This window comes from Croceivirga thetidis (genome assembly GCF_012272815.1).
Lineage (GTDB): Bacteria > Bacteroidota > Bacteroidia > Flavobacteriales > Flavobacteriaceae > Croceivirga > Croceivirga thetidis.
Window position 1 is genome coordinate 1,418,635 of sequence record NZ_JAAWWL010000001.1, and the last position, 24,760, is coordinate 1,443,394.

The 24,760-nt window shown below is 38.8% G+C and carries 22 protein-coding genes and 1 pseudogene; 14 read left to right on the forward strand and 9 right to left on the reverse strand.

What is annotated here, in order from left to right; genetic code table 11:
• The first annotated feature begins 2 nt into the window (after positions 1–2).
• A complete protein-coding gene (locus tag HCU67_RS06485; RefSeq protein WP_168551753.1) occupies positions 3–449 on the forward strand; it encodes a DUF4296 domain-containing protein in 447 nt (148 codons plus the stop codon).
• Here the strand turns inward: HCU67_RS06485 and HCU67_RS06490 are convergent.
• On the reverse strand, positions 403–1,413 hold the full coding sequence (locus HCU67_RS06490) for an NAD-dependent epimerase/dehydratase family protein (RefSeq protein WP_168551754.1): 1,011 nt from the start codon (positions 1,411–1,413) through the stop codon (positions 403–405). The two genes, HCU67_RS06485 and HCU67_RS06490, sit on opposite strands and share 47 nt — an antisense overlap.
• 85 nt (positions 1,414–1,498) lie before the next feature.
• Between HCU67_RS06490 and tyrS the strand changes: the two genes are divergently transcribed.
• The gene (gene tyrS, locus HCU67_RS06495; RefSeq protein ID WP_168551755.1) at positions 1,499–2,794 is read left to right on the forward strand and encodes a tyrosine--tRNA ligase; all 1,296 of its coding nucleotides are present in this window, start codon (positions 1,499–1,501) and stop codon (positions 2,792–2,794) included.
• Between the two features lie 11 nt (positions 2,795–2,805).
• Here the strand turns inward: tyrS and HCU67_RS06500 are convergent, their stop codons facing one another.
• The 6 genes from HCU67_RS06500 to HCU67_RS06525 all read right to left on the reverse strand — a co-directional run bounded on the left by HCU67_RS06500 (position 2,806) and on the right by HCU67_RS06525 (position 11,540).
• A complete protein-coding gene (locus tag HCU67_RS06500) occupies positions 2,806–3,348 on the reverse strand; it encodes a quercetin 2,3-dioxygenase (protein WP_168551756.1) in 543 nt (180 codons plus the stop codon).
• Between the two features lie 103 nt (positions 3,349–3,451).
• Positions 3,452–4,435 carry a LuxE/PaaK family acyltransferase gene (locus HCU67_RS06505; RefSeq protein ID WP_168551757.1) on the reverse strand — a complete coding sequence of 328 codons (984 nt, stop codon included), beginning with the start codon at positions 4,433–4,435 and terminating at the stop codon, positions 3,452–3,454.
• Between the two features lie 64 nt (positions 4,436–4,499).
• Entirely contained in the window at positions 4,500–4,823 is a 324-nt protein-coding gene (locus tag HCU67_RS06510; RefSeq protein WP_168551758.1) for a T9SS type A sorting domain-containing protein, read from the reverse strand.
• 151 nt (positions 4,824–4,974) lie between these two features.
• Positions 4,975–5,283: a T9SS type A sorting domain-containing protein gene (locus HCU67_RS06515; RefSeq protein ID WP_168551759.1), complete on the reverse strand. Its 309-nt coding sequence runs from the start codon at positions 5,281–5,283 to the stop codon at positions 4,975–4,977.
• 264 nt (positions 5,284–5,547) lie between these two features.
• Positions 5,548–8,577: a beta strand repeat-containing protein gene (locus HCU67_RS06520; RefSeq protein ID WP_168551760.1), complete on the reverse strand. Its 3,030-nt coding sequence runs from the start codon at positions 8,575–8,577 to the stop codon at positions 5,548–5,550.
• A 32-nt stretch (positions 8,578–8,609) separates the two neighbouring features.
• Positions 8,610–11,540: a TonB-dependent receptor gene (locus tag HCU67_RS06525; protein ID WP_168551761.1), complete on the reverse strand. Its 2,931-nt coding sequence runs from the start codon at positions 11,538–11,540 to the stop codon at positions 8,610–8,612.
• Positions 11,541–11,715: 175 nt separating this feature from the next.
• Here HCU67_RS06525 and HCU67_RS06530 point away from each other — a divergent pair, with 175 nt between their 5' ends.
• Both HCU67_RS06530 and HCU67_RS06535 read left to right on the forward strand, forming a co-directional pair.
• A complete protein-coding gene (locus HCU67_RS06530) occupies positions 11,716–12,402 on the forward strand; it encodes a response regulator transcription factor (protein WP_168551762.1) in 687 nt (228 codons plus the stop codon).
• Between the two features lie 171 nt (positions 12,403–12,573).
• Positions 12,574–13,491, forward strand: a pseudogene (locus HCU67_RS06535) (sensor histidine kinase); the annotation flags it as partial.
• Here the strand turns inward: HCU67_RS06535 and HCU67_RS06540 are convergent.
• A complete protein-coding gene (locus tag HCU67_RS06540) occupies positions 13,380–14,492 on the reverse strand; it encodes a UDP-N-acetylglucosamine--N-acetylmuramyl-(pentapeptide) pyrophosphoryl-undecaprenol N-acetylglucosamine transferase (protein ID WP_168552075.1) in 1,113 nt (370 codons plus the stop codon). The pseudogene HCU67_RS06535 and the gene HCU67_RS06540 sit on opposite strands and share 112 nt — an antisense overlap.
• 71 nt (positions 14,493–14,563) lie before the next feature.
• Here HCU67_RS06540 and trmB point away from each other — a divergent pair, with 71 nt between their 5' ends.
• The 9 genes from trmB (at position 14,564) to HCU67_RS06585 (ending at position 20,686) form a co-directional block, all read left to right on the forward strand.
• Positions 14,564–15,235: a tRNA (guanosine(46)-N7)-methyltransferase TrmB gene (trmB, locus tag HCU67_RS06545; protein WP_168551764.1), complete on the forward strand. Its 672-nt coding sequence runs from the start codon at positions 14,564–14,566 to the stop codon at positions 15,233–15,235.
• 8 nt (positions 15,236–15,243) lie between these two features.
• Complete coding sequence (locus HCU67_RS06550; RefSeq protein ID WP_168551765.1) at positions 15,244–15,873, forward strand: LysE family transporter; 630 nt, start codon at positions 15,244–15,246, stop codon at positions 15,871–15,873.
• Position 15,874: 1 nt separating this feature from the next.
• Entirely contained in the window at positions 15,875–16,201 is a 327-nt protein-coding gene (locus HCU67_RS06555) for an MGMT family protein (protein ID WP_168551766.1), read from the forward strand.
• Between the two features lie 127 nt (positions 16,202–16,328).
• Positions 16,329–17,468 carry an Mrp/NBP35 family ATP-binding protein gene (locus HCU67_RS06560; protein WP_168551767.1) on the forward strand — a complete coding sequence of 380 codons (1,140 nt, stop codon included), beginning with the start codon at positions 16,329–16,331 and terminating at the stop codon, positions 17,466–17,468.
• A gap of 1 nt (position 17,469) precedes the next feature.
• Positions 17,470–17,709, forward strand: coding sequence for a NifU family protein (locus tag HCU67_RS06565; RefSeq protein ID WP_168551768.1), 240 nt, complete (start codon positions 17,470–17,472; stop codon positions 17,707–17,709).
• A gap of 65 nt (positions 17,710–17,774) precedes the next feature.
• A complete protein-coding gene (locus HCU67_RS06570; RefSeq protein WP_168551769.1) occupies positions 17,775–18,836 on the forward strand; it encodes an NAD(P)/FAD-dependent oxidoreductase in 1,062 nt (353 codons plus the stop codon).
• A 38-nt stretch (positions 18,837–18,874) separates the two neighbouring features.
• The gene (locus HCU67_RS06575; RefSeq protein WP_168551770.1) at positions 18,875–19,234 is read left to right on the forward strand and encodes a four helix bundle protein; all 360 of its coding nucleotides are present in this window, start codon (positions 18,875–18,877) and stop codon (positions 19,232–19,234) included.
• A gap of 18 nt (positions 19,235–19,252) precedes the next feature.
• Positions 19,253–19,582 carry a 2Fe-2S iron-sulfur cluster-binding family protein gene (locus HCU67_RS06580; protein WP_168551771.1) on the forward strand — a complete coding sequence of 110 codons (330 nt, stop codon included), beginning with the start codon at positions 19,253–19,255 and terminating at the stop codon, positions 19,580–19,582.
• Between the two features lie 63 nt (positions 19,583–19,645).
• Complete coding sequence (locus HCU67_RS06585) at positions 19,646–20,686, forward strand: TPM domain-containing protein (protein ID WP_168552076.1); 1,041 nt, start codon at positions 19,646–19,648, stop codon at positions 20,684–20,686.
• Positions 20,687–20,708: 22 nt separating this feature from the next.
• Here HCU67_RS06585 and HCU67_RS06590 read toward each other — a convergent pair whose 3' ends face one another.
• Complete coding sequence (locus tag HCU67_RS06590) at positions 20,709–22,448, reverse strand: ABC transporter ATP-binding protein (protein ID WP_168551772.1); 1,740 nt, start codon at positions 22,446–22,448, stop codon at positions 20,709–20,711.
• 125 nt (positions 22,449–22,573) lie between these two features.
• On the opposite strand from HCU67_RS06590, the gene HCU67_RS06595 reads away from it, so the two are divergent.
• Positions 22,574–24,757 carry an acylase gene (locus HCU67_RS06595; RefSeq protein ID WP_168551773.1) on the forward strand — a complete coding sequence of 728 codons (2,184 nt, stop codon included), beginning with the start codon at positions 22,574–22,576 and terminating at the stop codon, positions 24,755–24,757.
• Positions 24,758–24,760 lie beyond the last annotated feature (3 nt).

Genomic DNA, 24,760 nt, shown 5'->3' on the forward strand with positions numbered 1-24,760 from the left:
AAATGAAGAAAATAATTTTCTTTTTGCTCCTATGCCTTGCCTTTTCTTGTGCAGAGGAAGTTATTGAAAAACCAGAAAATCTGATTCCTGAGGACAAAATGAAGCAAATCATTTATGATTTGGCTTTATTTAATTCGATTAAATCAACGAACCCGGCCGCACTCACAAAAAATAATTTGGCCATTTCAACAGATTTTGTTTTCAATAAACATGATATCGATAGTGTCCAATTTGTTCAGAGCGATTTGTACTATGCGTCAATACCTTTGAAATATCAGGCTATTTACGAGGCAGTAGAACTTAGATTGGAGAAGGAAAAAGGAAAATACGATGATGCTCGGGAAAAACGCACCGATAGCATTCGAAACGTAAATGAAAAAAGAAGGGATAGTCTAAAAAATGCTAATAAGACGAATTATCCTGCTGATAAGCAGAACAACAAAAAGTAATCATATCATCTAAGGGCCTTAGTGTTGAACCCAGAGCCATTTCAATCTTTTCTTTGCTGTAAGTATCTTCGCTTTGCAACGATTTGGTCATTGCTTTTGAAAGTATCCTTCTTGAACCAACCAATTTATTTCTAAGCCAGTCCAAACGCCAGAACAATTCTAGTTGCCATTGTTTAATTGCTTTAGTGGGTGGTTTGGTCCCAAATGCCTTCGCAATTCTTGATTGAATTTCCTTAAAGGAAAGATTTTCAGAAACTAGAATAAAACGTTCATTTGATATTTCACTTTCCATCAATGACATCATAGAATCGACAACATCATCGATTCCTACAAATCCTGTCCCTCCAGGAAGAAAATACTTTTGGGGTTTTGAATTTTTACTGAAGAAAGTTCCGCTGCCTTGATTCCATTGCCCAGGTCCTAAGATTACCCCAGGATTTACAATTACTGCGGGAATACCCTCTTGAGTACCTCGCCAAACTTCAAGCTCTGCTGCGTTTTTGGTAAGAGCATATACACTCGCATCAGTAGGGTTGAATTCGGTGGTTTCCGTAATCGGTTGGGAACCTTTTGAACCTATTGCTGCAATAGAACTTACATAACATAGTTTGTTGACGGCCTTTTCGATACAAAGATTGACTACGTTGGCCGTGCCTTCGACATTTGACTTTTGCAGTTTTTTGTAATGATTAGGGTCAAAAGAAATATAAGCAGCACAATGATAGACTTGTTCAATATTTTCAAAAGCCCTCTCCAAGGTTGGTACATCGGTAATATCACAAGCCATCCACGTTATCTTGTCAAAAATTTGGTCGGGATTATCAACGTAGTAACCAAAAATTCTTTTAACGGTTTCCAGCTTTGATTCCGTGCGATATAAGGCCCTAACTTTTACATTTTTTTGAACGAGTTTTAAAAGCAAGTGTGCTCCCACAAGTCCTGATGCTCCTGTCACTAAAGTCATACCGCTAAAAATACCGATTCGAAATTAATTTTAATCAAGCCAATACAACATTCTATATTTGCAAACCAAGAAAAAACAGTTTAGAATGTTGACAAATTTTGTCGAAGAGGTGAAATGGCGCGGTATGCTTCATGATGTTATGCCGGGCACAGAAGAACATTTATTGGAAAAGATGCAAGCGGCCTATGTGGGCATAGATCCTACTGCTGATTCTTTACATATTGGTCATTTGGTAGGTGTTATGTTACTTCGACATTTTCAATTGGCAGGTCATAAACCTTTTGCTTTGGTAGGTGGGGCGACTGGTATGATTGGTGACCCTTCAGGCAAGTCTGCAGAACGAAACCTTTTGGATGAAGAAACCTTGCGTCATAATCAGAACGCATTGAAGGAGCAATTATCGAGATTTCTTGACTTTGAAAGTGATGCTCCGAATGCTGCCGAACTGGTAAACAACTATGACTGGATGAAGGAATTTTCCTTTTTGGATTTTATAAGGGATGTAGGCAAGCACATAACGGTCAATTATATGATGGCCAAAGATTCGGTTAAAAAAAGACTATCCGCCGAGGCAAAGGAAGGTATGTCTTTTACCGAGTTTACCTATCAATTGGTTCAAGGCTACGATTTTCTGTATCTCTACAAAAATCACAACTGTACGCTACAAATGGGTGGAAGTGATCAGTGGGGAAATATAACAACAGGTACCGAGCTTATTCGTAGAATCGGAGGCGGTAAAGGTTTCGCCCTTACCTGTCCATTGATTACCAAAGCAGATGGAACAAAATTTGGCAAGACCGAAGGTGGTAATGTTTGGTTGGATGCTAACAGAACGTCTCCATATCGATTTTATCAGTATTGGTTGAATACCTCAGATGAAGACGCTGAAAAGTACATTAAGATATTTACATTTCTGACCAAAGAAGAAATTGAAGACTTAACACGTGCCCATAAAGAAGCACCGCATTTAAGACAGCTTCAAAAGCGATTGGCAGAAGAAGTCACGAGAATGGTGCACTCCCAAAACGACTTGGATAATGCAGAAGCTGCGAGTACTATTTTATTCGGTAAGTCTACTTCAGAAGAACTAAAAAAATTGGACGAAAAGACATTTTTAGATGTTTTTGAAGGTGTGCCGCAAGCTCAAATTTCTAAACAAGAGTTAGACGATGGGCTTGATATGATAGGGGCTCTAGCTGCTAAAACCGGATTTTTAGGCTCCAATGGTGAGGCAAGACGCGAGTTAAAACAGAATTCGATTTCAGTCAATAAGGAAAAGGTAAAAGAAAATTACCTTATCACATCAAACGATTTAATCAACGAAAGGTTTATTCTCCTGCAAAGGGGCAGGAGAAATTATTTCTTGTTGGTCATTAGCTAATAGTAATCACCTTAGGTTATAAAGGTGATACCATGGGCACCGCAAATTTCGGCCACTTTGGCAAAATCGGGTTTGCCAGGAGGCAGATTACCCAGTTCCTCAAACATAAGTTCAATACCGGCAGGAAAAGCACTTAAAATTGTTTTGCAATCAGTATCTCCGATGACTTTCCACGAATGGGGCACGTTTCGTGGAGCAAATGCCAAATCACCAGCTTTGAGAACTGTGGTTTCGTCACCTACGGTTACCTCAAGTTCGCCTTCTAAAACTTTGAATACTTCATCTTCTTTGGTATGAACATGCGGTGGAATCATGGTACCCGGTGGATTCACTTCTTCAATTAACGTAAACTGCCCATTAGTGTCTTTTCCAGTTAATTTAAACGTTTGTTGGTCACCAATTACATTCACTTTTTTACCTTCTTGGGCACGAACCACTTTGGGCTCTATAGAATTTGAGGTACTTTTTTCTGTTCTGAATGAAACAATGGCAGGTGTGCTCACCACTGCAGATGCTGTAAGTAAACTGGTTTTTAAAAACTTCTTTCTATTCATCTTGGTTGATTTAATTCGTTGTTTTAAAAGTAGTTAAATCAGTATTTGAAGAGCTCTTAAGTTTTATATGTGGTAGGTTTTTGTTTACAAATGGGCATAAAAATTATATGGCCATTAAATTACATCCACGAATATCTGAATTGTCAAAGCGGCCTAAAACCTCAAAACTACCATCTTCATAAAAACGGCCTAAATCTTGGGTTGCAATAAATGAGCAAGAGTTCTTATTGGCCAGGTCAATAATATTTAAACCTCCTGTTTTTCCCGTTTTTTGAATTGATAGAGGGTCTTCTGTGTCCCTAGCGAAAACTTTCATCCAAGGAGGGCATTTAAATCTTCCATTACCTTGAGAATAGGCTTGCGACAACAGTTCGGTCATTCCATATTCAGAATGAATTTGGTCGACTCCGAATCCAATGCTTAGGTATTTATGTAATTCTTCTCGGGTAATTTCTTTTTTTCTACCCTTCATACCACCGGTTTCCATAATTACCGTATTCAAAAGGTCTAGCTGAAATTCTTCAGTGAAATCTAAAAGCGCAAAGGAGACACCAATCAATAAGGTTTTTTGTTTTTGGCCATCAAGCTCTTCAAGAATCGTTTTCAATTTTTTGTGGTCATAAAGAAAAAATCCATTTTTTGGATGCCCTGAAAGAAGCATCATTTCGTTAACCATATATATCAATGATGAGCCCTGGCGTTCGAGATATGCGGGCAATAGGGCCAAAATGCAATAGTCATTAATAGGTCCGTAAAAAAATTCGAATCCTCTTTTAAAGCTTTCTTTATAAACATTGATGTCGATTACATAGTGCTGGCTTTGGATTGAACCCGTGGTGCCACTACTACTGTAAATGATATCAGGTTTTTTGTTTGATGCAATGATTTTTTTTGACTTAAAAAATTCAATGGGCAAAAATGGAATGTCAAAGATGCTTTTAACTGTAGTAGGAGTTTTACCTAAATGGTCGCAGAATTCTTTATAGACTTTAGTATTTGAATATTGAAACTCAAAGGTTCTAAGACAACTGTCTTCAAAACTTTGTTTTCCAGTAGGATCAAAAATGCCAAAATTGGTCTCAAGCATGGTGAGACAAAAATAAAAAGCCCCGGCGAACTGCCAGGGCCTAAGTTTGGTTAGTTGGAAACTCTTATTTGACCACTAATTTTCGTGAAGCTGTTTCTTCTTCTTCTTTTACTTGCAATACATAAATTCCTGGTAAAAGCGGAGCAACATTTAATCTACTATTGGTAAGGTTTGTTGTCAGCACTACTTCGCCAAAAACATCAAAGATTTTTACCTCTTTGGTTTCGTTGGTATTTGTCGTCAGATATACTTCGTCACCATAAACTGGATTTGGGTATAACTTGAAACTTTTAAATTTTTTCTGGTTCTCTGATTGCGGCTCCGGCATTTCTTGACCGGATAGGTAAATTGGTAGGGCCATAAGTAGAAGGATGTAGATTTGCTTCATGCAACAAAATTTGGGATAACCGAGGTAAAATTACCTTCATCATGAAGCTTTTCCCATTAATTGTTGTGAATACGGCAAAACTGTAAGTGTCATCGATGAAAGGCAGAAATCATCGACAAACTGAAATATGAAATGTAGTACTTGAAGGAAATTACTTAAGAATCAGCTTTCTAGTGGCCATTTTATCTTTTTCAATGACCTGTAAGATGTAAACTCCCTTAACCAAATTAGAAAGATTGAGTTCTTTACCAATTATTGTGGTTTCCATAACCTTGGTACCCAAAACATCGAATATGACTATTTTCTTTGGGGCATTTTGAGATGTGCTTATGAAAATTTTATCTGTGGTAGTTGGATTGGGATACAATCTAAGACCTTCAATATCAGCCTCGGTCGGGTTATTCTGGGAAAACCCAAAAGCACAAACAAAAAATAAAAGGACCAAGTAGATTTGCTTCATATAGGGTTGGTATCAAAGGGCATGCCACAAATATACAATTTCAACGTTTTCGTTCTTTTCATTACCATTCAAAATATGGAACAAATCGACGAAATGCACTTTGTAACTGCTTAATTAACAATTCAAACCCAAAATACCCTACTTATTGCACTGAAAAAAATTAATGTTGTCAAGTATGTTAAAATTGAAGGTTGGCAGCTTATTTGATATTTGTTAATAAAAAACCCCGCCATTGGCGGGGTTTTCAAATTGTTATTCCCTTGATTAGTTAGTAGCCCAATCAAAAATAGTTACGTCAACAGTAGCTGCAGCATCATAACTTGCCGAAGGGTCTGAGTCAGCACCTTCTATTTGTACATTAGAAACAGCACCACCATCTCTAAAATCTAGTGATGTATCATAACCGGTTAAAGAAAGTCCAGTTATTGTTGCCCCAGATTCTTTTTTGAATTGAAGCGCTGTTCCTCCAACCGACGACACACAAGTTAAATTAACCAAAGATGGATTGGCATTATCTCCGTCTGCTTCAACAGCTGTAGAAAAACCAGCTTCCGTATGTAGTACATAAGCATCGGTTAATGTTCCATTCCAACCTTCAGTCCAGTCAATTGCGTCGTCCTCGTTATTTTCTAAGTAGAAATTGGATGCAGAAACTGTTCCTCCAAAAAACTCTACACCATCATCTGTACCATTAAGGATTGCAACATTACTAATTGAGGTTCCTGAACCGACAGCATAAAGGGTAAGGCCGTTATATTGTGATTCAGAGTTGATTTGTGCACCTGCGTAGTTAATAATCAAGTAGTTGATACTACCAGAATTATCCATGTCGTCGGTTCCACCGTAAATAATATTTCCTACTTCGGCAGTTGCATCAACACCCTTGGTTGTAGTGGCATTACCTGCAATGACAAGACCACCCCAATCACCAGGAGTCTCATTTGAGGATGTCATTACAACAGGATTTGTAGCAGTACCTTGAATATCAATTGTACCACCTTTCTGAACTACAATATAGGTGCTAGTCTCTTCACCAGCCTGAACGTCAGCAACAATCGTAGTTCCTGCAGGAATAGTTAAGGAAGCACCATCTTCAACGCTTAGGTTTTCATTTAAGAAATAAGTAATAGAAGCGTCTAAAGTAATATCTGAAGAAACAGTACCGGTTAAAACAGCAGACTGTGCTTCATCATTACCAGTAGCCCAAATAAAATCATTAGCACTAACGGTTGCAGGTCCCTCATATGTTAAAGCTGGATCAGAAGTTGCACCATCAATGGTAACATTGGTTACAGCACCACCATCCCGGTAGTCAATAGACGTGTCATATCCAGTCAAAGAAAGACCTGTTATAGTAGCTCCTGATTCTTTTTTGAATTGTAAAGCAGTACCGCCTACTGTAGATACACAGGTTAAATTGACCAAACTAGGATTATTATTGTCTCCATCTGCTTCAACAGCAGTTGAAAAGCCAGCTTCTGTATGAAGAACGTAGGCATCGGTCAAAGTTCCATTCCAACCTTCAGTCCAGTCAATTGCATCGTCCTCATTATTTTCCAAGTAGAAATTAGATGCAGAAACGGTTCCGCCGAAAAATTCAACCCCGTCATCAGTACCGTTTAAGATAGCAACATTGGTAATTGATGTCATTGCTCCCACTGCGTAAAGAGTAAGACCATTGTATTGTGATTCAGAGTTGATTTGTGCACCTGCGTAGTTAATAATTAAGTAGTTGATATTACCAGAATTATCCATATCATCCGTACCACCGTATATGATGTTACCTACTTCAGCAGTGGCATCAACACCCTTGGTAGTAGTAGCATTTCCAGCAACGACCAAACCACCCCAATCACCAGGAGTTTCATTCGCCGATGTCATAATTACTGGGTCAGTAGCAGTACCTTGAATATCAATTTGAGCTCCTTTTTGAACTACTATATAGGTACTTGTTTCTTCACCTGCTTCAACATCAGCAACAATTCTAGTACCGGCAGGAATTGTCAATGTTGCTCCTGACTCTACGCTCAAGGCTCCATCTAAGAAGTAATCTATCGCAGGATCTAAAGTCAAATCGGCTCCAATTGCACCACTCAAGATGTTACTTTCTACTGTTGTATTTGTATTTACCCAACTAAAGTCATTGATATCAACAGTTGCTGGTCCAACGTAAGAGAGTGCAGGATTAGAAGTCGCACCATCAATCGTAACATTGGTCACCGCACCACCATCTCTGTAGTCAATTGAAGTGTCGTATCCAGTCAAAGAAAGACCAGTAATAGTAGCTCCTGATTCTTTTTTGAATTGTAAAGCAGTACCGCCCACAGTAGAGACACAAGTTAAATTGACCAAACTAGGATTGTTATTGTCACCATCTGCTTCAACAGCAGTTGAAAAGCCCGCTTCTGTATGTAGAACATAGGCATCGGTCAAAGTTCCATTCCAACCTTCAGTCCAGTCGATGGCATCATCTTGGTTATTTTCCATGTAGAAACTTGTTGCAGAAACAGTTCCCCCGAAAAATTCCACACCATCGTCGGTACCATTAAGGATTGCAACATTATCAATTGTTGTCCCTGATCCTACAGCATAAAGTGTAAGACCATTGTATTGTGATTCAGAGTTAATTTGGGCTCCAGCATAGTTGATAACCAAATAGTCAATATTACCTGAGTTATCAGCATCATCCGTACCACCGTATATGATATTACCTACTTCAGCAGTGGCATCAACACCCTTGGTAGTAGTAGCATTTCCAGCTATGACCAGACCACCCCAATCACCAGGAGTTTCATTATCTGAAGTCATAATAACTGGTTGGGAAGAAGTACCCTGAATGTCAATCTGAGATCCTTTTTGGATTACAATGTAGGTGCTGGTTTCATCACCTGAAGCCGCAGTAGCTGTAATTGTAGTTCCCGCAGGAATAGTTAATAAGGCTCCGTCTTCCACACTTACAGGCCCGTCAAGTGTGTATGTGTTTGCAGCAACAAGGGTCATATCTTCAGTGATAGGACTCATAGAAGCAAGATTAACAGATTCGGTACATGCATTTGAACATGATCCACCACAATCTACACCTTCTTCATCCCCATTTTGAATACCGTCATCGCAAGTAGCTTCAACTGGGCAGGTATTAGGACAAGTACCACCACAATCAACGCCTGTTTCAGTACCATTTTGTATACCGTCAGTACAGGTAGGTCCGGAGGTCCCACCATCATCGTCGCCACAACTTGCAAGTAAAAGGGCTGCAACCGTGGCTAAAGTCATAAAAATTCTACTAAATTTCATTTTCAATAATTAAGGGTTATTAGATATAAAGTTTAAAATGTATAAGTCAGTCCCAAACTGAGCGTTCGACCCAATTTGTAAGAGCGTACCGTTTCTGTTCTGATTATGCGTTGAGGACCGTTTGGACCCAAGCGAACGTTTATATCGTTTGAAAAGTCGCGTACTTCGTTTCTGTTATCAAGAACACCCTGTGTTCTTCTTATCTCTGGATCTAATAAGTTTTGACCATTCAATGATACTTGCCATTTTTCATTGATATCTTGGCTTAGACGGCCATTTAAGACCACAAAACCTTTTTCAATGATGTTATCGTTATAAGAGTAATCGTAAATGGCAAAACCTTCAGGATTACCCAAAACGAAAATCTTATCAGAAGCGTAGTTTGCATTTAATGAGGCAGCAAATTTGTTCTCGCCGGAAGTTTTCATGTTAAGGTTCGCGTTCATGATAAAATCCGACGCCCCCTCTAAACCAGTAGAAGAATTGGTGCCAAACCTAAAAAAGTCTGTTGCATTTGTTCCATCTTCAGTAGGAACAAACTTCAAATCTTGCTCATGATGCATTAAGGTGGCGTTAAAAACAAGACTTAAATCAATTCCTTCGTAATCATCAGTGGCCTCATTGAATTTAGGCTCAAGAAGGTTTATCTTACTCTCTAGTTCAATTCCAAAAACTTCTGCCTTTTCACCGGTGTTTTCGAATGTCCATATATTTTCCCCTCCACGTTGCGTAGTCCTGTTAATAGGGTCTTGAATGTCTTTGTAAAAAAGAGCAAGCGAAATTAGCTGGTCATTAGATGGAAAAAACTCCCATTTTATATCAAAATTATTAGTTGTTGATGCCACAAGGTTTTCGGCGTTACCAGCAACTTCTTGGCCAGAAGGAGCAACATATCTAAAAGGTGCTATCTCCTTAAATTCAGGTAAAGTAATCGTCCTACTTGCAGCAAAACGTATAGCATGTTTTTCATTTAAATCATACTTTAAATTCAAACTTGGGTAAAAGTTTTGATAGTCTTGGACAGTTTCTCCAATCAAACGTGTACCACTACCTCCAACATCATAAACTACAGAGATGTCGTCTTTTTGTGCCCTAAGACCCGCATTGGCACTAAATCGTCCCAATTGCACATTTAAATCAAAATAGGCAGCTTGCGAAATATATTCTCCGGTATAAATATCTTGGCGTTCACCATTTTCATTAGCACTTAGAAAACGAGGCTCTAGTGCTCCGTTGGCAAAGTTTCCAGTGTTCAATATTTGATTAAGGTTATCTAGACTTGTTGTTCTGGTACTGAATCTGTCTACTCCATTTGATTCAATAACACCAACGAATTCAGAACTAAAGTCACGTTCCTTATTTCTATAAAACACTCCAACTTCAAGATCAAATTTCTTTTTATTGTCTTCATCATCGATAATTTTGAATACATCGTTCAAGTAACCATTGTACTCTATATCTTCAATGAATTGAGCTGCTTTTCTTTGGTTAAATCCACCTTGGGAGTTCAAAGCGACAGAAGTCTCTGGAGCTGTATCAAAAAAGACCTGATTTCTAATTCGGTTAGGTTCATCGGCATTCAATAAGTTGTAGCCAACTGCCCAATTCAAATTATTTTTTTCGTTCAGCGTATGCTCGCCTATCAGCTGAGTAACAAGAAGATTTGTTTGTTTTGTGTTTTGATCTTGAGCGAATTCCAAGGGAATGCCAAAACTGCTAAATGCCCCTGTATCATCACTAACTTGGGCTTCTCCATTTCTTCCAAATTCAACAACAAAATCGTTTAAAGTGTTCAAGAAAGTGGTGGTTGATTTTAGCTTGTTTTTATCGTTGATAAACCAAGTCAAATCCAATAGAGCGGTGTTATTGATTTCTGATTGATGCACCGTATAATCTGATGAGCCCACCTGAACAAACCCAAATTCTAAAATTTGGTATATACCTTTATTGTATCGATAACTTTCGTCATGCGAACCGGTAAGAACAAATGAAAGTTTGCCATCAAAGAACTTTTTTCCGAAGGCTACATTAACTCCGTAATTCAAAGGGTTATCCTTTCTCCCAGGGTCCCAAGACTGTTCAGTGAGTTGCTGAACTAAAGTCCTGTCAGAATTATAAAACCCAAAGGTCGTTTCATCTGCTAAGTTTGGGGTGATTTTAAAATTATCCGATACCCCGTCTTGTGTAACAGTAGAGTTAAAGCCACCAGAAATCCCTATACTGAATTCAGAGGCCCCAATTAGTTCTCTTGATTTAATATTTATATTTCCGGACGCCTGGTCGGCAGAGTTTCTTGAAGCGTAGGTCTTGCTAATGCTTACATTTTGAATTACTCTTGTTGGGAAAAGACCGAGATTGATGTTCTTTTTATCAATATTGTCTGAAGGTATTGGTAAACCATTTAAAGTTGTAGATAAATATCTATCGCCCAAACCCCTTACAAAAATGTCTCCTGAAGCTTCACTTTCGGAAACCCCCGAAATTTTAGTGGTAGCTGTCTTGGCGTCTGAAATACCCAAATCTCCGAGTTCCTTGGCACCAATGCTCTCAACAACGGTAACAGCATTTCGTTGATCTAATAAAAGGGCAACTTCAGAGTCTTTTCGTGCAACTGTCGTAACTACAACTTCATCAAGTGACACTCCAGCTGATGCACTCATGGGCACATTAACGTTTGTTACTTTATCAGCTTCAACAGTGACATTAGGTATTTCAACTGTTTCGTATCCCAGATAGCTGACTACAACCGTGTAAGTGCCTGGCTCAAGACCCCCTATTTCATATAATCCGTCGAAATCAGAAGTTGTTCCAGTTGTTGTTCCCTTAATTAATACGTTGGCAAAAGCCAATGGCTCATTATTCATCTCTTTGTCGGTAAGCTTTCCTACGATGCTTCCAGTAGAAATTTGAGCTGTTAACGTATTGATAGTCAATACGATAAAAATTGTTAAAAGTATTCTCATTACTTGTTTGGTATTCTGGGCAAAGAAAGATGGAGGCTGTAAAAGTCATGTTACGACCGTGTTAAGTGTTTTTTTCAAAAATGTGACGATAATGTTATCAGATTAAATCAATGTTAAGGATGATAGGCGTTATTGTAATATCTTTACATTTGGTCGAGAACAAATTTTCTGAACCATGAAAACTACCGATATCAGGATACTTTTAGTAGACGACGAACCCGATATTTTAGAAATAGTTGGTTATAACCTAAGTTCTGAAGGTTATGATGTCTACACGGCGAAAAATGGGGTTGAGGCTATTGCCAAAGCGAAGAAAAAAAAGCCACATTTGATCATTTTGGATGTCATGATGCCAGAAATGGATGGAATTGAAGCCTGTGAAATCTTACGCAGTACCCCAGGTTTGGAAAATACAATTATCACCTTTCTAACCGCCCGCGGCGAAGATTACTCTCAAGTTGCCGGGTTTGATGCTGGAGCGGACGATTACATTACAAAGCCCATAAAACCAAAGGTATTGGTCAGTAAAGTGAAAGCATTACTTCGCAGAACAAAAGACAATACTGAAGAAGTTGAGGACATTGTTCAGGTAGGGAATATTGTTATCAATAGGGAAGAGTACAAAATCGTTAATAATGGGCAGGAGATTATTCTACCTAGAAAGGAGTTTGAGCTGTTATCGTTGCTAACCAGTAAACCAAGTAAGGTTTTTAAACGTGAGGTAATTTTAGATAAAGTATGGGGTAATGAAGTCGTTGTGGGGGGAAGAACAATAGATGTTCATATTCGAAAATTACGTGAAAAAATAGGGGACCACCATTTTAAAACTGTTAAAGGGGTGGGTTACAAGTTTGTATTATAAATGGCTACCAAGCTAAGAAAGTCGTATCGCTTTGCTTTACGAAGTTCCTTGATTATTTTTTTATTGGTCACTGTGCTTCTAATCGCAGTTCAATACTTATTGGGAAGATTTGATTGGGCTTTTATTGCCATTTCCGGGCCATTGGTTTTTTTGATTTCCTTAGTTATCATCCAAGCGCGTGTTGAACGATTTATCTACCGGAGGGTTAAAAAAATATACGATGAAGTCTCGCTTTTAGAATCTTCTTCATTTTCCTCTAAGCCAGTGACTACAGATATGAAGACCTTAACCGAAGAAATCGGAAAGTTCGCCCAAGACAAAAAAATTGAAATTGATACCCTTAAAATACGGGAGGAATATCGAAAGGATTTTTTAGGTAATGTATCCCACGAATTGAAGACGCCATTATTTACCGTACAAGGTTATATTTTGACCTTATTGGATGGGGCAATAAAAGATAAAAAGGTTCGAGATAAATATTTGGAACGCGCCAATAAAGGTGTGGAACGCCTTATCTACATCGTAAAAGATTTGGATTTGATAACCAAATTGGAATCAGGAAACTTGAATTTACAGCAAGAGGAATTTGATATTATTGAACTGGTTCAGAATGTATTTGACCTATTGGAAATGCGCGCTGCAAAAATGGAGATTTCCTTGACGTTTGATATGGATTATGAACCCATTTTCGTAGTTGGCGATAAAGAGAAGATTCAACAAGTGCTCACAAATCTTCTGGTAAATTCAATTAAATACGGGCATAAAAACGGAACAACCGAAGTTAGTATTGAAAATCTGGTACAAAACAAGATTATTGTTCGTGTAACCGACAACGGTGAAGGTATTCCAAAACAACACATACCAAGGCTTTTTGAACGCTTTTACAGGGTGGACCAAAGTGGTAGCCGAAAAGAGGGAGGGTCCGGCCTTGGTCTTTCCATAGTAAAGCACATCATAGAAGCCCATGGAGAGAAAATCTATGTCGAAAGTGAGGAAGATGTTGGTTCTGAGTTCTCTTTTACCCTCGAAAAAACTTCAAATAACGAAGAAATATCTATTGAAGAATCGAAGTTGGTAAGTCCGTCATAGCTTTTTACCTTTTTTAGATCTGCAAGGCAAAACTCATTTTGTTTTGAATAGGGCACCAATCGATGCTTGTTCAATCGCTTTGCCAGGTATTCCTGTTCGTATTGGCCTGGGGTTGGAATAAAAAATGCCTTTTTTTCCAATTTAGCGAGATCCATGACTGTGGTATACCCAGAACGACTTAAGATCAATTCACTCGAATTTATTGCTACTTCCAACTCATTTGATTGCATAAAGTTCACAACTTCAATAAAGTTATTCTGTTGGGTAATCCAATTTCTATGTTGTTCGTTTTCAATTTTTCCCTTTACAAAGAGCACCCTACCATCAAAACTTTTTAATTCGTTCAGTAACTTTTCTTCCAAAAAGGTTCTTTGGGGTTCTGGCCCGGACAAAAGCACCATTAAATCAAAGACCTTCTGAAAATCTCTTTTTTCAAATCTGCTCAGCGGACCTAAATATTTTACTTTATCGTTGGTCTTTTTTAAGTGACCAAGTTTACCCGTTAGGTTGGGTTTCTGATCAACATCGGGCACCCAGCATTCTGTAAACTTTTTAATGATTTTTTGGTGCATTTTTGAACTGAACCAAGTCGTATTTCCAGATAAAACATTGAGTTGGTGTGTCATAAAAACGCTAGGGATTTTTTTTGAGTAGGCTCCTAGTCGATTATCTGAAATTATACCATTGATTTTAAACTCCTTAATTATTTTTTTGATCTCCTTTTTTTCTTTGGCCATGGCCTTAAGGACTTTAGGAGAATCCCATATCATTTTGATTTTGAAGTTTTTGCCTTTCTCGGCGTATTTAATTTTGTACGAAGGCAGTTCAAATGAAGTTAATCGCGGAAATTCTTTTTGTAAAAGTTTAAGGGCAACACCATCAGATGCTATATAGACTTCAAATCCTTCGTTCAAAAGTGATTTGATAATAGGAATACACCTTGTGGCATGACCCAATCCCCAATTCAATGGGGCAACCAATATTCGTTTCGGTTTGGGCATAATCAACAAAGAAACGATACCTAGGTTGCCTAGAGATTTCCTTAGTTTTGCCAAAACTTTAAGTAATTGTTTTGGGAAGCAAGAACAAACTAAAACGATTTGCCGAAAATCAATCCTTCAAAAATGTAATCCAGCCTACTCGCGACGAGGTTTTGAACAATTTTCAGTTTCGAGGAAATTGGAAGGATTTTTTTAAAAACGACAACCCCATTGTGGTTGAATTGGGTTGTGGCAAAGGCGAGTATACCGTAGGTCTTGCAAGACAAAACCCTGATAAAAACTTTGTTGGTATTGATATCAAAGGCGCACGTTTTTGGCGTGGTGCTAAAACTGCATTGGATGAAAATCTCAACAATGTGGCCTTTCTTCGAACCCAAATAGAATTGGTAGACCATTGTTTTGCTAAGGAGGAGGTCGCCGAAATATGGATTACGTTTCCAGACCCTCAAATAAAATACAAGAGAACGAAGCATCGAATGACCAACCAAGTTTTTTTAAACCGGTATAAAAATGTTTTGCGCCCTGAAGGTCTTATCCATTTGAAAACCGATAGTGAATTCATGCATGGTTATACCATTGGTTTATTACAAGGGCTTGGCCATAAAATACTATATGCCAATCACAATGTGTATAAAAATGAAGGTGCACCGCCTGAAGTTTTAGGTATTCAAACGTTCTACGAAAATCAATACCTTGAAATTGATAAAGCGATTACTTATCTTCAATTTCAACTGACCGACTAAATAAATTAATGGAACACCTGCCTATTTTATTTTTGGCAACGCTGATTGCGGCTATTGGTGCGTCTGCTCCTCCGGGCCTTTTGAATGTAAACGCCGCTAAAATTGCGGTCGATAAAGGAAAAAGGGCTGGATTGAGTTTTAGCTTGGGTATTGCCCTGACCGTTGCATTCCAAGTCTACTTGGCAGTGCGGATAGGAAAGTTTCTAAATCGCAATCCTGAAGTTGTGGAATGGCTGATGAAAGCGGCCGTTCTCTTATTTGCGGTTTTAACGGTGTTCTTTTTTGTAAAAGGGTACAAAAAGTCGCGAAAAGCAATCCCACTTGACCAAAACAAAAAACGGAACAGTTTTCTTGGTGGTTTTTTCTTGGCTTGGCTTAATTTTCTTCAAATACCATTTTACAGTTGGTTGAACACTTTTTTTTACAACCAGCACATCATGATGTTTGATGTAAGTGATGAAATTGTATTCATACTTTCTGCGGCCTTTGGCACTTTTTTAGTCATGTACCTATATGTTTTTTACTTCAATAAATTGGAAACCAAAACAAATTGGTTCTCTAAGAATTCAAACTATGTGCTCAGTGGATTAATGTTGGTCCTACTTTTTATTACCACTATTCGAATTTTTTATCATTAGCATGCAAGAAGAAAGTTTTTTCGATAAGGTATATGAAGTTGCCCGCCAAATTCCGTACGGTAAAGTAACTTCCTATGGGGCTATTGCCAAATATCTTGGTGCGGCACGAAGTGCCCGAATGGTTGGTTGGGCAATGAATAATTCACACACCAAAGATGTACCCGCTCACAGGGTAGTAAATAGGGTTGGTGTTCTTACTGGTAAACACCACTTTGATGGTACTAATCTTATGCAACAATTGCTTGAAAATGAAGGAGTAAAAGTGGTTGATAATCAAATTGTTGATTTTCAAAAACATTTTTGGGACCCAATAAAAGAGTTGGACTAAAATTGTCGAATAAGGCTTTCTTATTCCAACATCCTTACAATCAATCTCAAGCCTTTTCTAGCAAAGGCGCAAGGCGTATCTTTGTAATCTTGAATAGATTGGAACGACTTGTCAGAAAATAAGATTGATGAAGATTGATAAAAAAGAGGTTTTAAAGGCATTAGAGACCATTTCGGTACCGGGTGAAGGTCAAAATATGGTTGAAAGCGGAGCTGTCACCAACGTACAGATTTTTGGGGAGGAAGTTGAGGTTGATGTAACCATTAAAAATCCTAGTCTACAAGCTCGAAAAAAAACCGAGGTTGAAATTCTCAAGACCATACACGAATTGGTTTACGAGAAAGCCAAGATAAAAGTAAACCTTAAAGTTGATGCACCTGCAAAACCCCAGGTAAATCAAATAAAAGGTAAACCAATTAAAGGCATTCAGAATGTAGTCGCCGTTGCTTCTGGTAAAGGTGGTGTAGGTAAATCTACGGTTACTGCAAATTTGGCGGTTACCTTGGCAAAAATGGGTTTCAAAGTGGGGTTATTGGATACTGACATTTACGGGCCTTCTATGCCTATTATGTTTGATGTTGCCAATGAACGTCCGTTATCTATCAACGTTGATGGTAAAAACAAAATGAAGCCAGTCGAGAATTATGGGGTGAAAATGTTGTCAATAGGCTTCTTTACCCAACCTAATCAGGCTGTAATTTGGCGCGGTCCCATGGCAAGTAAGGCCTTGAATCAAATGATTTTTGATGCGCACTGGGATGAGCTTGACTTTCTTTTGTTGGATTTGCCACCAGGAACTGGAGATATCCACTTGAGTATTATGCAATCGCTACCTGTTACCGGAGCAGTTGTAGTAAGTACGCCACAAGAAATTGCGCTGGCCGATGCCCGAAAAGGAGTGGCCATGTTTCAGCAAGAGGCCATTAATGTTCCCGTTCTTGGTATCGTAGAAAACATGGCATATTTTACGCCTGAAGAACTACCTGAGAACAAATACTTTATATTTGGAAAGGATGGAGCCAAAAATCTAGCTGAGGACTTAACCGTACCGTTTTTAGGTGAGATTCCGCTGGTACAGAGTATACGGGAGGCAGGAGATGTTGGAAGACCAGCTGCGCTGCAAACAGCTTCTCCTATTGAAGAAGCCTTTGAAGAGCTAACAAAAAACATGGTACAAGAATTGGTGCGTAGAAACAAAGATTTACCGCCAACCGAAGCAATTAAGATTACAACAATGGCGGGTTGTTCCGCGGTTAAAAAGAAGTAGCATGACATCTGAAGAGGTTAGATTAAATGTAGAAAAGGCACTGGCCGAGATACGTCCATTCTTAGAAAGTGATGGTGGTAACATTTCCTTGGTTTCCATTGATGATGATAAATCAGTAAAGGTGAAACTGGAAGGGAATTGTATTCATTGTACCGTAAATCAAATGACCCTCAAGAGCGGTGTTGAAATGACCATCAAGAAATATGTTCCTCAAATTGAAGAGGTGGTCAACCTAAGTTGAACATGATAGATGTCATATCGTTTTCTTTTTTTTAAAAATAGATTTACCCATTTTTTTAGTGTAAAATGATAAAAACCGATATTCTTATTATTGGTGCAGGGCCTACAGGGCTTTTTGCTGTTTTTGAAGCTGGTCTGTTAAAATTAAAATGTCATTTAATAGATGCACTTCCACAAGCAGGGGGTCAATGTTCAGAGATATATCCTAAAAAACCCATTTATGATATTCCAGGTTTTCCAGAGGTTCTCGCTGGTGATTTGGTCGATAATTTAATGGAGCAAATCAAGCCGTTTCAACCTGGTTTCACCCTCGGTGAACGTGCCGATACCTTAGAAAAATTGGAAGATGGTTCGTTCATTGTAACGACCAATAAAGGAACAAAGCATCATGCGCCCATAGTGGCAATAGCTGGCGGACTGGGAAGTTTTGAACCCAGAAAACCACAATTGGATAATCTAGCCAAGTTTGAAGACAATGGAGTTGCCTATATCATACGTGACCCAGAGGTGTACCGTAATAAGAAAGTATTGATAGCCGGAGGTGGTGATTCTGCTTTGGATTGGTCTATTTTTTTAGCGGAAGTTGCAAGTGAGGTTACCTTGGTTCATCGCCGAAATGAATTTCGGGGCGCATTGGATTCAGTTGAAAAAGTACAGGAGTTGAAAAACTTGGGCAAAATTAATTTGATTACTCCGGCAGAGGTTATAGGTCTGGAAGGTGCAAAAAGTTTGGAGACAGTTACAGTACGCAAGAACGGAGAAAATGAAGAAGAAATAAAGATACCAGTAGATAACTTCATTCCGCTGTTCGGGCTTTCCCCTAAATTGGGGCCTATAGCAGATTGGGGTCTTGAAATTGAAAAAAATGCAATCAAGGTTGACAATACTTTAGACTATCAAACGAATATTCCAGGGGTGTATGCGATTGGTGATGTAAATACCTATCCTGGAAAATTGAAACTGATTCTTTGTGGTTTTCATGAAGCAACCTTAATGTGTCAAAGTGCCTACCAAAGAATCTTTCCTGATAAAAAGTATGTCATGAAATATACTACGGTAGGAGGGGTGACCGGTTTTGACGGTAGTAAGAAAGAGGCTCCGAAAGCAGTAGTGAAAAGCATAACTTAAGGTATTAGGAAATAGGAGTTAGGAGTTAGCCAATTTATATGGCAGTAAAAAGATTTGAAGATTTAATAGTGTGGCAGAAATCCCAAGATTTTTCAGTGGAGATTTATTCACAGTTTTCCGATTTAAAAGATTATGCTTTCAAGGATCAAATAACAAGAGCATCCGTTTCGATTTCAAATAACATAGCTGAAGGATTTGATAGGAAAACAAACAATGATTTTTCAAGATTCCTTTATATAGCGGTAAGTTCAAATAGTGAAGTAAGGTCAATGTTGTATTTATCAGAAAGATTGGGATATTTAGAGTCTGAAAATCTAAAAGAACTCCTAGAAAAGTCAAATGAAATTTCTCGAATGATTTTTGGACTAATCAAGTCTATGAAATCAACTGAATCCTAATTACTAATACCTAACTCCTTGATGGACATCAAAATAAAAATAATAGACCGCGATGGAGCTACCCATGAAGTAGATGCCCCAACTGATATGAACATGAACCTAATGGAGGTGGTTCGTTCTTATGAATTGGCTCCTGAAGGTACCATAGGTATATGCGGTGGTATGGCCATGTGTGCTTCGTGTCAGTGTTATATAGAGTCGGCACATGATTTACCGGAAAAGTCAGATGATGAAGAGGCCATGCTAGCAGAAGCCTTTAACGTAAAAGATAACTCGCGATTAGGATGTCAAATTCACATGACACCAGAGTTAGAGGGTCTTGAGGTTCAATTGGCACCAGAAGAGTAAGCCTTATTATTTTTTAGTCCTAATGAGGCCAGGTTGGTTTATCTTTAAGCCAAAAGGTGTTTTATGAGGGTTTGGTTGTTTAGACTTTTTCTCTTCCTACTAGCGCTAAATTATGGCCATTCTCAAAGCAATTCTCACCAACTTACTGAGATAGTCACCGATCAAGCTGGTATTTTTTCTGCCAGTGATCTTGTTCAACTACAAGAAAAATTGACTCTCTTTGAGCAAGAAACCACAAATCAAATAGTTGTTTTAACCGTGGTTGCCCTTAATGGGGAAACTATTGAACAATACGCCCTCAACGTTTTTAACAACAATGAATTGGGCCAGAAGGGCAAAGACAATGGCGTACTTATTCTATTCGCTCAACAAGAGCGCGAAGTACGAATTGAAGTAGGTTATGGTTTAGAACCTTATATAACGGATGCGGTCGCTTCACGAATAATTCGAGAAACCATGATTCCTCGATTTAAGGAGGAACGTTATTTTGAAGGAATTTCAGCCGCCACTGACCAGATAATCAACTTTCTTGACGACCCTGATGCCCTAGAAGAATTTAAGCAGGAAACCGCCCAAGAGGAAAAATTGCCGATATGGGTCTACTTATTTTTAGGCGCCTTTTTTTTAATTTTTGTGACAGCAGGTGGCTTTTATTTCTATCAGACCAATAAGTCTTTCATTAAAGTTCTAAAAGATATTTTTTCAGGGAGGTTAGGAGTATTTCCTGGTACATTTATTTTGTTCTTTACTGGACTTTCAGTACTTATTTCGATACCGTTTATTATTGCTCCTATTTTAATTGCTCTGGTATTTTTTGCCGATTTTGAACCTAATGTTGATTCTTTATTGGATAACCCATATTTGATATTGATTCCTGTACTGTTTTATGTATTCATAACATCGGTCATTGCGATTTTTAAATTGAAGAGTGGTGATGAACCATTGAAATTTTCAGCATTTAAATCTGATAAAAGTTATTTTTCAAAGTCTTATTCATCTTCCGGTAGCAGTAGTGGTTTTAGCTCTTCCTTTGGAGGTGGTTCCAGTAGTTTTTCAGGTGGGGGAGGAAGCTCAGGAGGCGGTGGTGCCAGCGGTAGTTGGTAGAAACCTTTAAATCTTGACTTAGTTAAATACGAGCTTGATAGGTAAATAGATTATAATACCTTCCCTCTGCGGCTATAAGTTCTTCATGGGTTCCCTGCTCAGCAATATGACCGTTTTCTATAACCAAAATCTGATTTGCTTTTCTGATTGTACTTAGACGGTGGGCAATCACAAATGTTGTTCGTCCTTTTGTAAGTTCGGCCAAACTTTTCTGAATCAAGGCTTCACTTTCGGTATCCAAACTTGATGTGGCCTCATCCAAAATCAAAATTCTAGGGTCGGCCAATACGGCTCTCGCAATAGCTATACGTTGTCGTTGCCCTCCTGAAAGTTTAACACCCCGTTCACCAATCAAGGTGTCCAATCCATCTTCAAAACGGTCCGTAAATTCATTTACATATGCAGCGGCAACAGCTGAAAGTAATTCGGACTCAGTCGCGTTAGGTCTTGGAAAGAGGATGTTTTCTCTAATAGTACCCTCAAATAAGAAATCGTCTTGTAACACCACACCAAGAAATTGTCTAAAGCTGGTCAAATCCACCTTTGACAAATCGTTTCCATCAATGGTTATCTTTCCAGAATCCGGATTTAGAAAACTGGCTGCTAGACCGGCAATTGTACTTTTACCTGAGCCAGAACTGCCAACAAGGGCAATTACCTCGCCTGCTTTTGCTTCAAAACTGATGTTGTGCAAAACCTCTTTATCTTCTTCATAAGCAAAGGAAACATCTGAAAAAACCATATTTCCTTCAATGGATTTTAAATTTAACGTGCGTTCCGTTTCATCTGCTTCGGCTCTTTGATTCATCAATTCTTCGGTCCTGTCAAGACCTGCAAGGGCTTCGGTCAATTGACTGCCAATATTGCTCATTTGGACTATTGGTGCGACCATAAGGGCCAACAGGAACGTAAATTCGAAATACTCTCCAGTTGTCAATTCACCCTGCATCATTTTATATCCACCAAATCCCATCATTATACCAGTGGTTGCAAGGCCCAACAAGAATGTTGAAGAACTTGTCATCACTGCAGTTGCGGTTAAACTCTTTTTAACGTTTTGATATAAGCGCTCTACCCCTCCTTCAAAAACCTTTGCCTCTTGAGCCTCGGCGTTAAAACCCTTAATCACACGTATTCCAGCCAAGGTTTCAGTCAGCCTGCCCTTGACTTCGGCATTGATTTTACCTCTATCCCTAAAAACAGGTCTGATTATCTTAAAGGCCTTAAGGGCGATAAATGCAAAAACAATCAATGGAATAAAGGTAAGTAAGGTCATCGCCGGACTAATTCGAAGTAGTAGTACCAAAGAAACTATCGCGGTAATGGTGCCGCCAACCAATTGTACCAAACCCGTACCAATTAAATTTCGAACACCTTCAACATCACTCATTATTCTTGAGACTAGAGCACCTGATTTTGTGTTGTCAAAAAAACGTATGGGTAATGACAAGACCTGTTTTTGAACTTGAGCACGCAGTTCAGAAATCATGTATTGGGCTTGAATACTCAAAACCTTGGTTAGTAGAAAGGACATTACAGCTTGTACTAAAAAAGAAATGATAACGACCACTACCAATAATTTCAAGAAGTCATAGTCTTTATTGGGAACGATATCATCTAAAAAATAGCGCAGTGAAATTGGTGCTACAAAACTTGCGGCCTTGTTGATTACTATTAGTAGAAGCCCTAAAAAAACCAAATTTCGCCTAGGCCAAATAATAGTTTTAAAGGCTTTTAGAATACTTACTTTTTTATCTGCCATCAGTACGACTAAAAAGGGCAAGATACTTTAAATTCTTGCCTATGGGAAATACCATTTTTTCAAGTTGTTGAAAATTCAAATGGACTGGTATAATTATCTTTAAATTGTAAGCAGAATTCATTACCATGAAAAAATTACTATTACTATCGTTCATCATAGCACTACTATCCTGCAAAACGGAGCAAAAACCCCAATCAGAAGTAGATGAATGGCAAGCACAAGCTGAAAATGTTACCATAATTCGTGATGATTTTGGTGTTCCCCACATTTATGGAAAGACCGATGCCGACGCTGTTTTCGGATTGCTTTATGCCCAGTGCGAAGATGATTTTAATAGAGTGGAACAAAATTACATATGGGCCACAGGGCGATTGGCCGAGGTTGAAGGTGAAGATGCCTTGTACAGTGACTTACGTGCGAACTTGTACATGACCAAAGACGAGGCGATAGCGAAGTATGAATCCGCTCCCGATTGGCTTCAAAAATTGTGTAATGCCTTTGCTGACGGCATTAACTATTATTTGCATACCCATCCTGAGGTTAAACCCAGATTATTGACCCGTTTTGAACCTTGGATGCCCATGTATTTTAGTGAAGGAAGTATCGGAGGAGATATCGAACGTATTTCAACGAAAAAAATTAAGGCCTTTTACGAGAGCGGAATGGAATTGCCAGAATTGGAAGAATACCAATTGGATAAAATGGAAGCCATGGCAGAACCTGGAGGTTCAAACGGCATTGCAATTTCAGGGGAATTGACCGAGTCGGGAAATACCTTATTGCTTATCAATCCGCATACCTCATTTTATTTTAGGGGAGAGGTGCATGTGGTATCAGAACAAGGTTTGAATGCCTATGGCGCTGTTACCTGGGGTCAGTTTTTTGTTTATCAAGGCTTTAACGAAAAGACTGGCTGGATGCACACCAGTACCTATACAGATGTGATGGATGAGTTTATGGAGAATGTTATTCGACAAGATGGAAAATTACTATATCAGTACGGCGAAGAACTTCGAAAAGTAGATTCATTACAAGTAAGTTTAAAATACGTGGATGGAACCGAGCTTAAGGAAAAAATATTTCCCATATATCGCACACATCACGGCCCTATTACACACCAAGAGAATGGGTATTGGACTGCTTCGGCCATGATGTGGGAACCAGTTAAAGCCTTGGAGCAGTCGTATGTACGTACCAAACAAAGTGGCTATGCTGGTTTCCGGAGAATGATGGATATTAGAACAAACTCATCAAACAATTCGGTTTATGCTGACGCAGAAGGCAATATCGCTTATTTCCATGGCAACTACATTCCAAGACGCGATACGATATTCGATTATACCGAGCCTGTAGATGGAAGCAATCCTGCAACAGATTGGAAAGGTTTACATACCGTTGAGGAGTGTATAAAATTGCTAAACCCAAATAATGGTTGGTTGCAAAACTGCAATTCCACTCCGTTCACTGCTGCAATGCAATACAGTCCAAAGCCGGAAGATTATCCAAATTATATGTCACGGGCCCCAGAAAATTTTAGGGGAGTTCATGCTGTTGGATTGTTGGATGGAAAAAAGAACTTCACAATGGATGGTTTAATTGATTTAGCACATGACCCTTACCTTCCCGCTTTCGAGGTTCTTATACCTCAACTTATACGAGCATATGATTCAATTCCATCCCCTAGTTCCGCCGAAGCAATTTCAATCTTACAGGCATGGGATTACAAAACTTCTAAAGAGTCTACTGCTATGAGTTTAGCCCATTTCTATGGAACAAAGTGTTTGGAATTTGCCTATTCAGGTGAAATTGAAAGGCCTGCTTCAATGTTGGAACTTTTTCAAAATTTTGAATCGATAGTAGGGGCAAGAAAACAAGTTGAGTTGTTCGAAGCAAGTGTCACCCAATTGGAAGAGACATTTGGATCACCTGAGATACCTTGGGGTGAAGTAAATCGCTACCAACGTTTAAATGGTGACATAAGACAGGCATTCAATGATGACAAACCAAGTAAACCCATTGGCTTTGCAAGTGGACGTTGGGGAGCTTTAGCGGCTTACGGGGCGCGTTATGATAATGGTACCAGAAAAATCTATGGCACTCGTGGGAATAGCTTTGTAGCGGTCGTTGAGTTTGGGGAAAAGGTAAGGGCAAAATCAATTTTAGCAGGCGGTCAAAGTGGCAATCCAGATTCTCCGCATTTTGATGACCAAATCGATATGTATGCTAATGAAGAGTGGAAGGATGTTGCTTTTTATGAGGAAGATGTTCTCGATAGGGCAGTAAAAACCTATAATCCAGGGGAACGATAAACA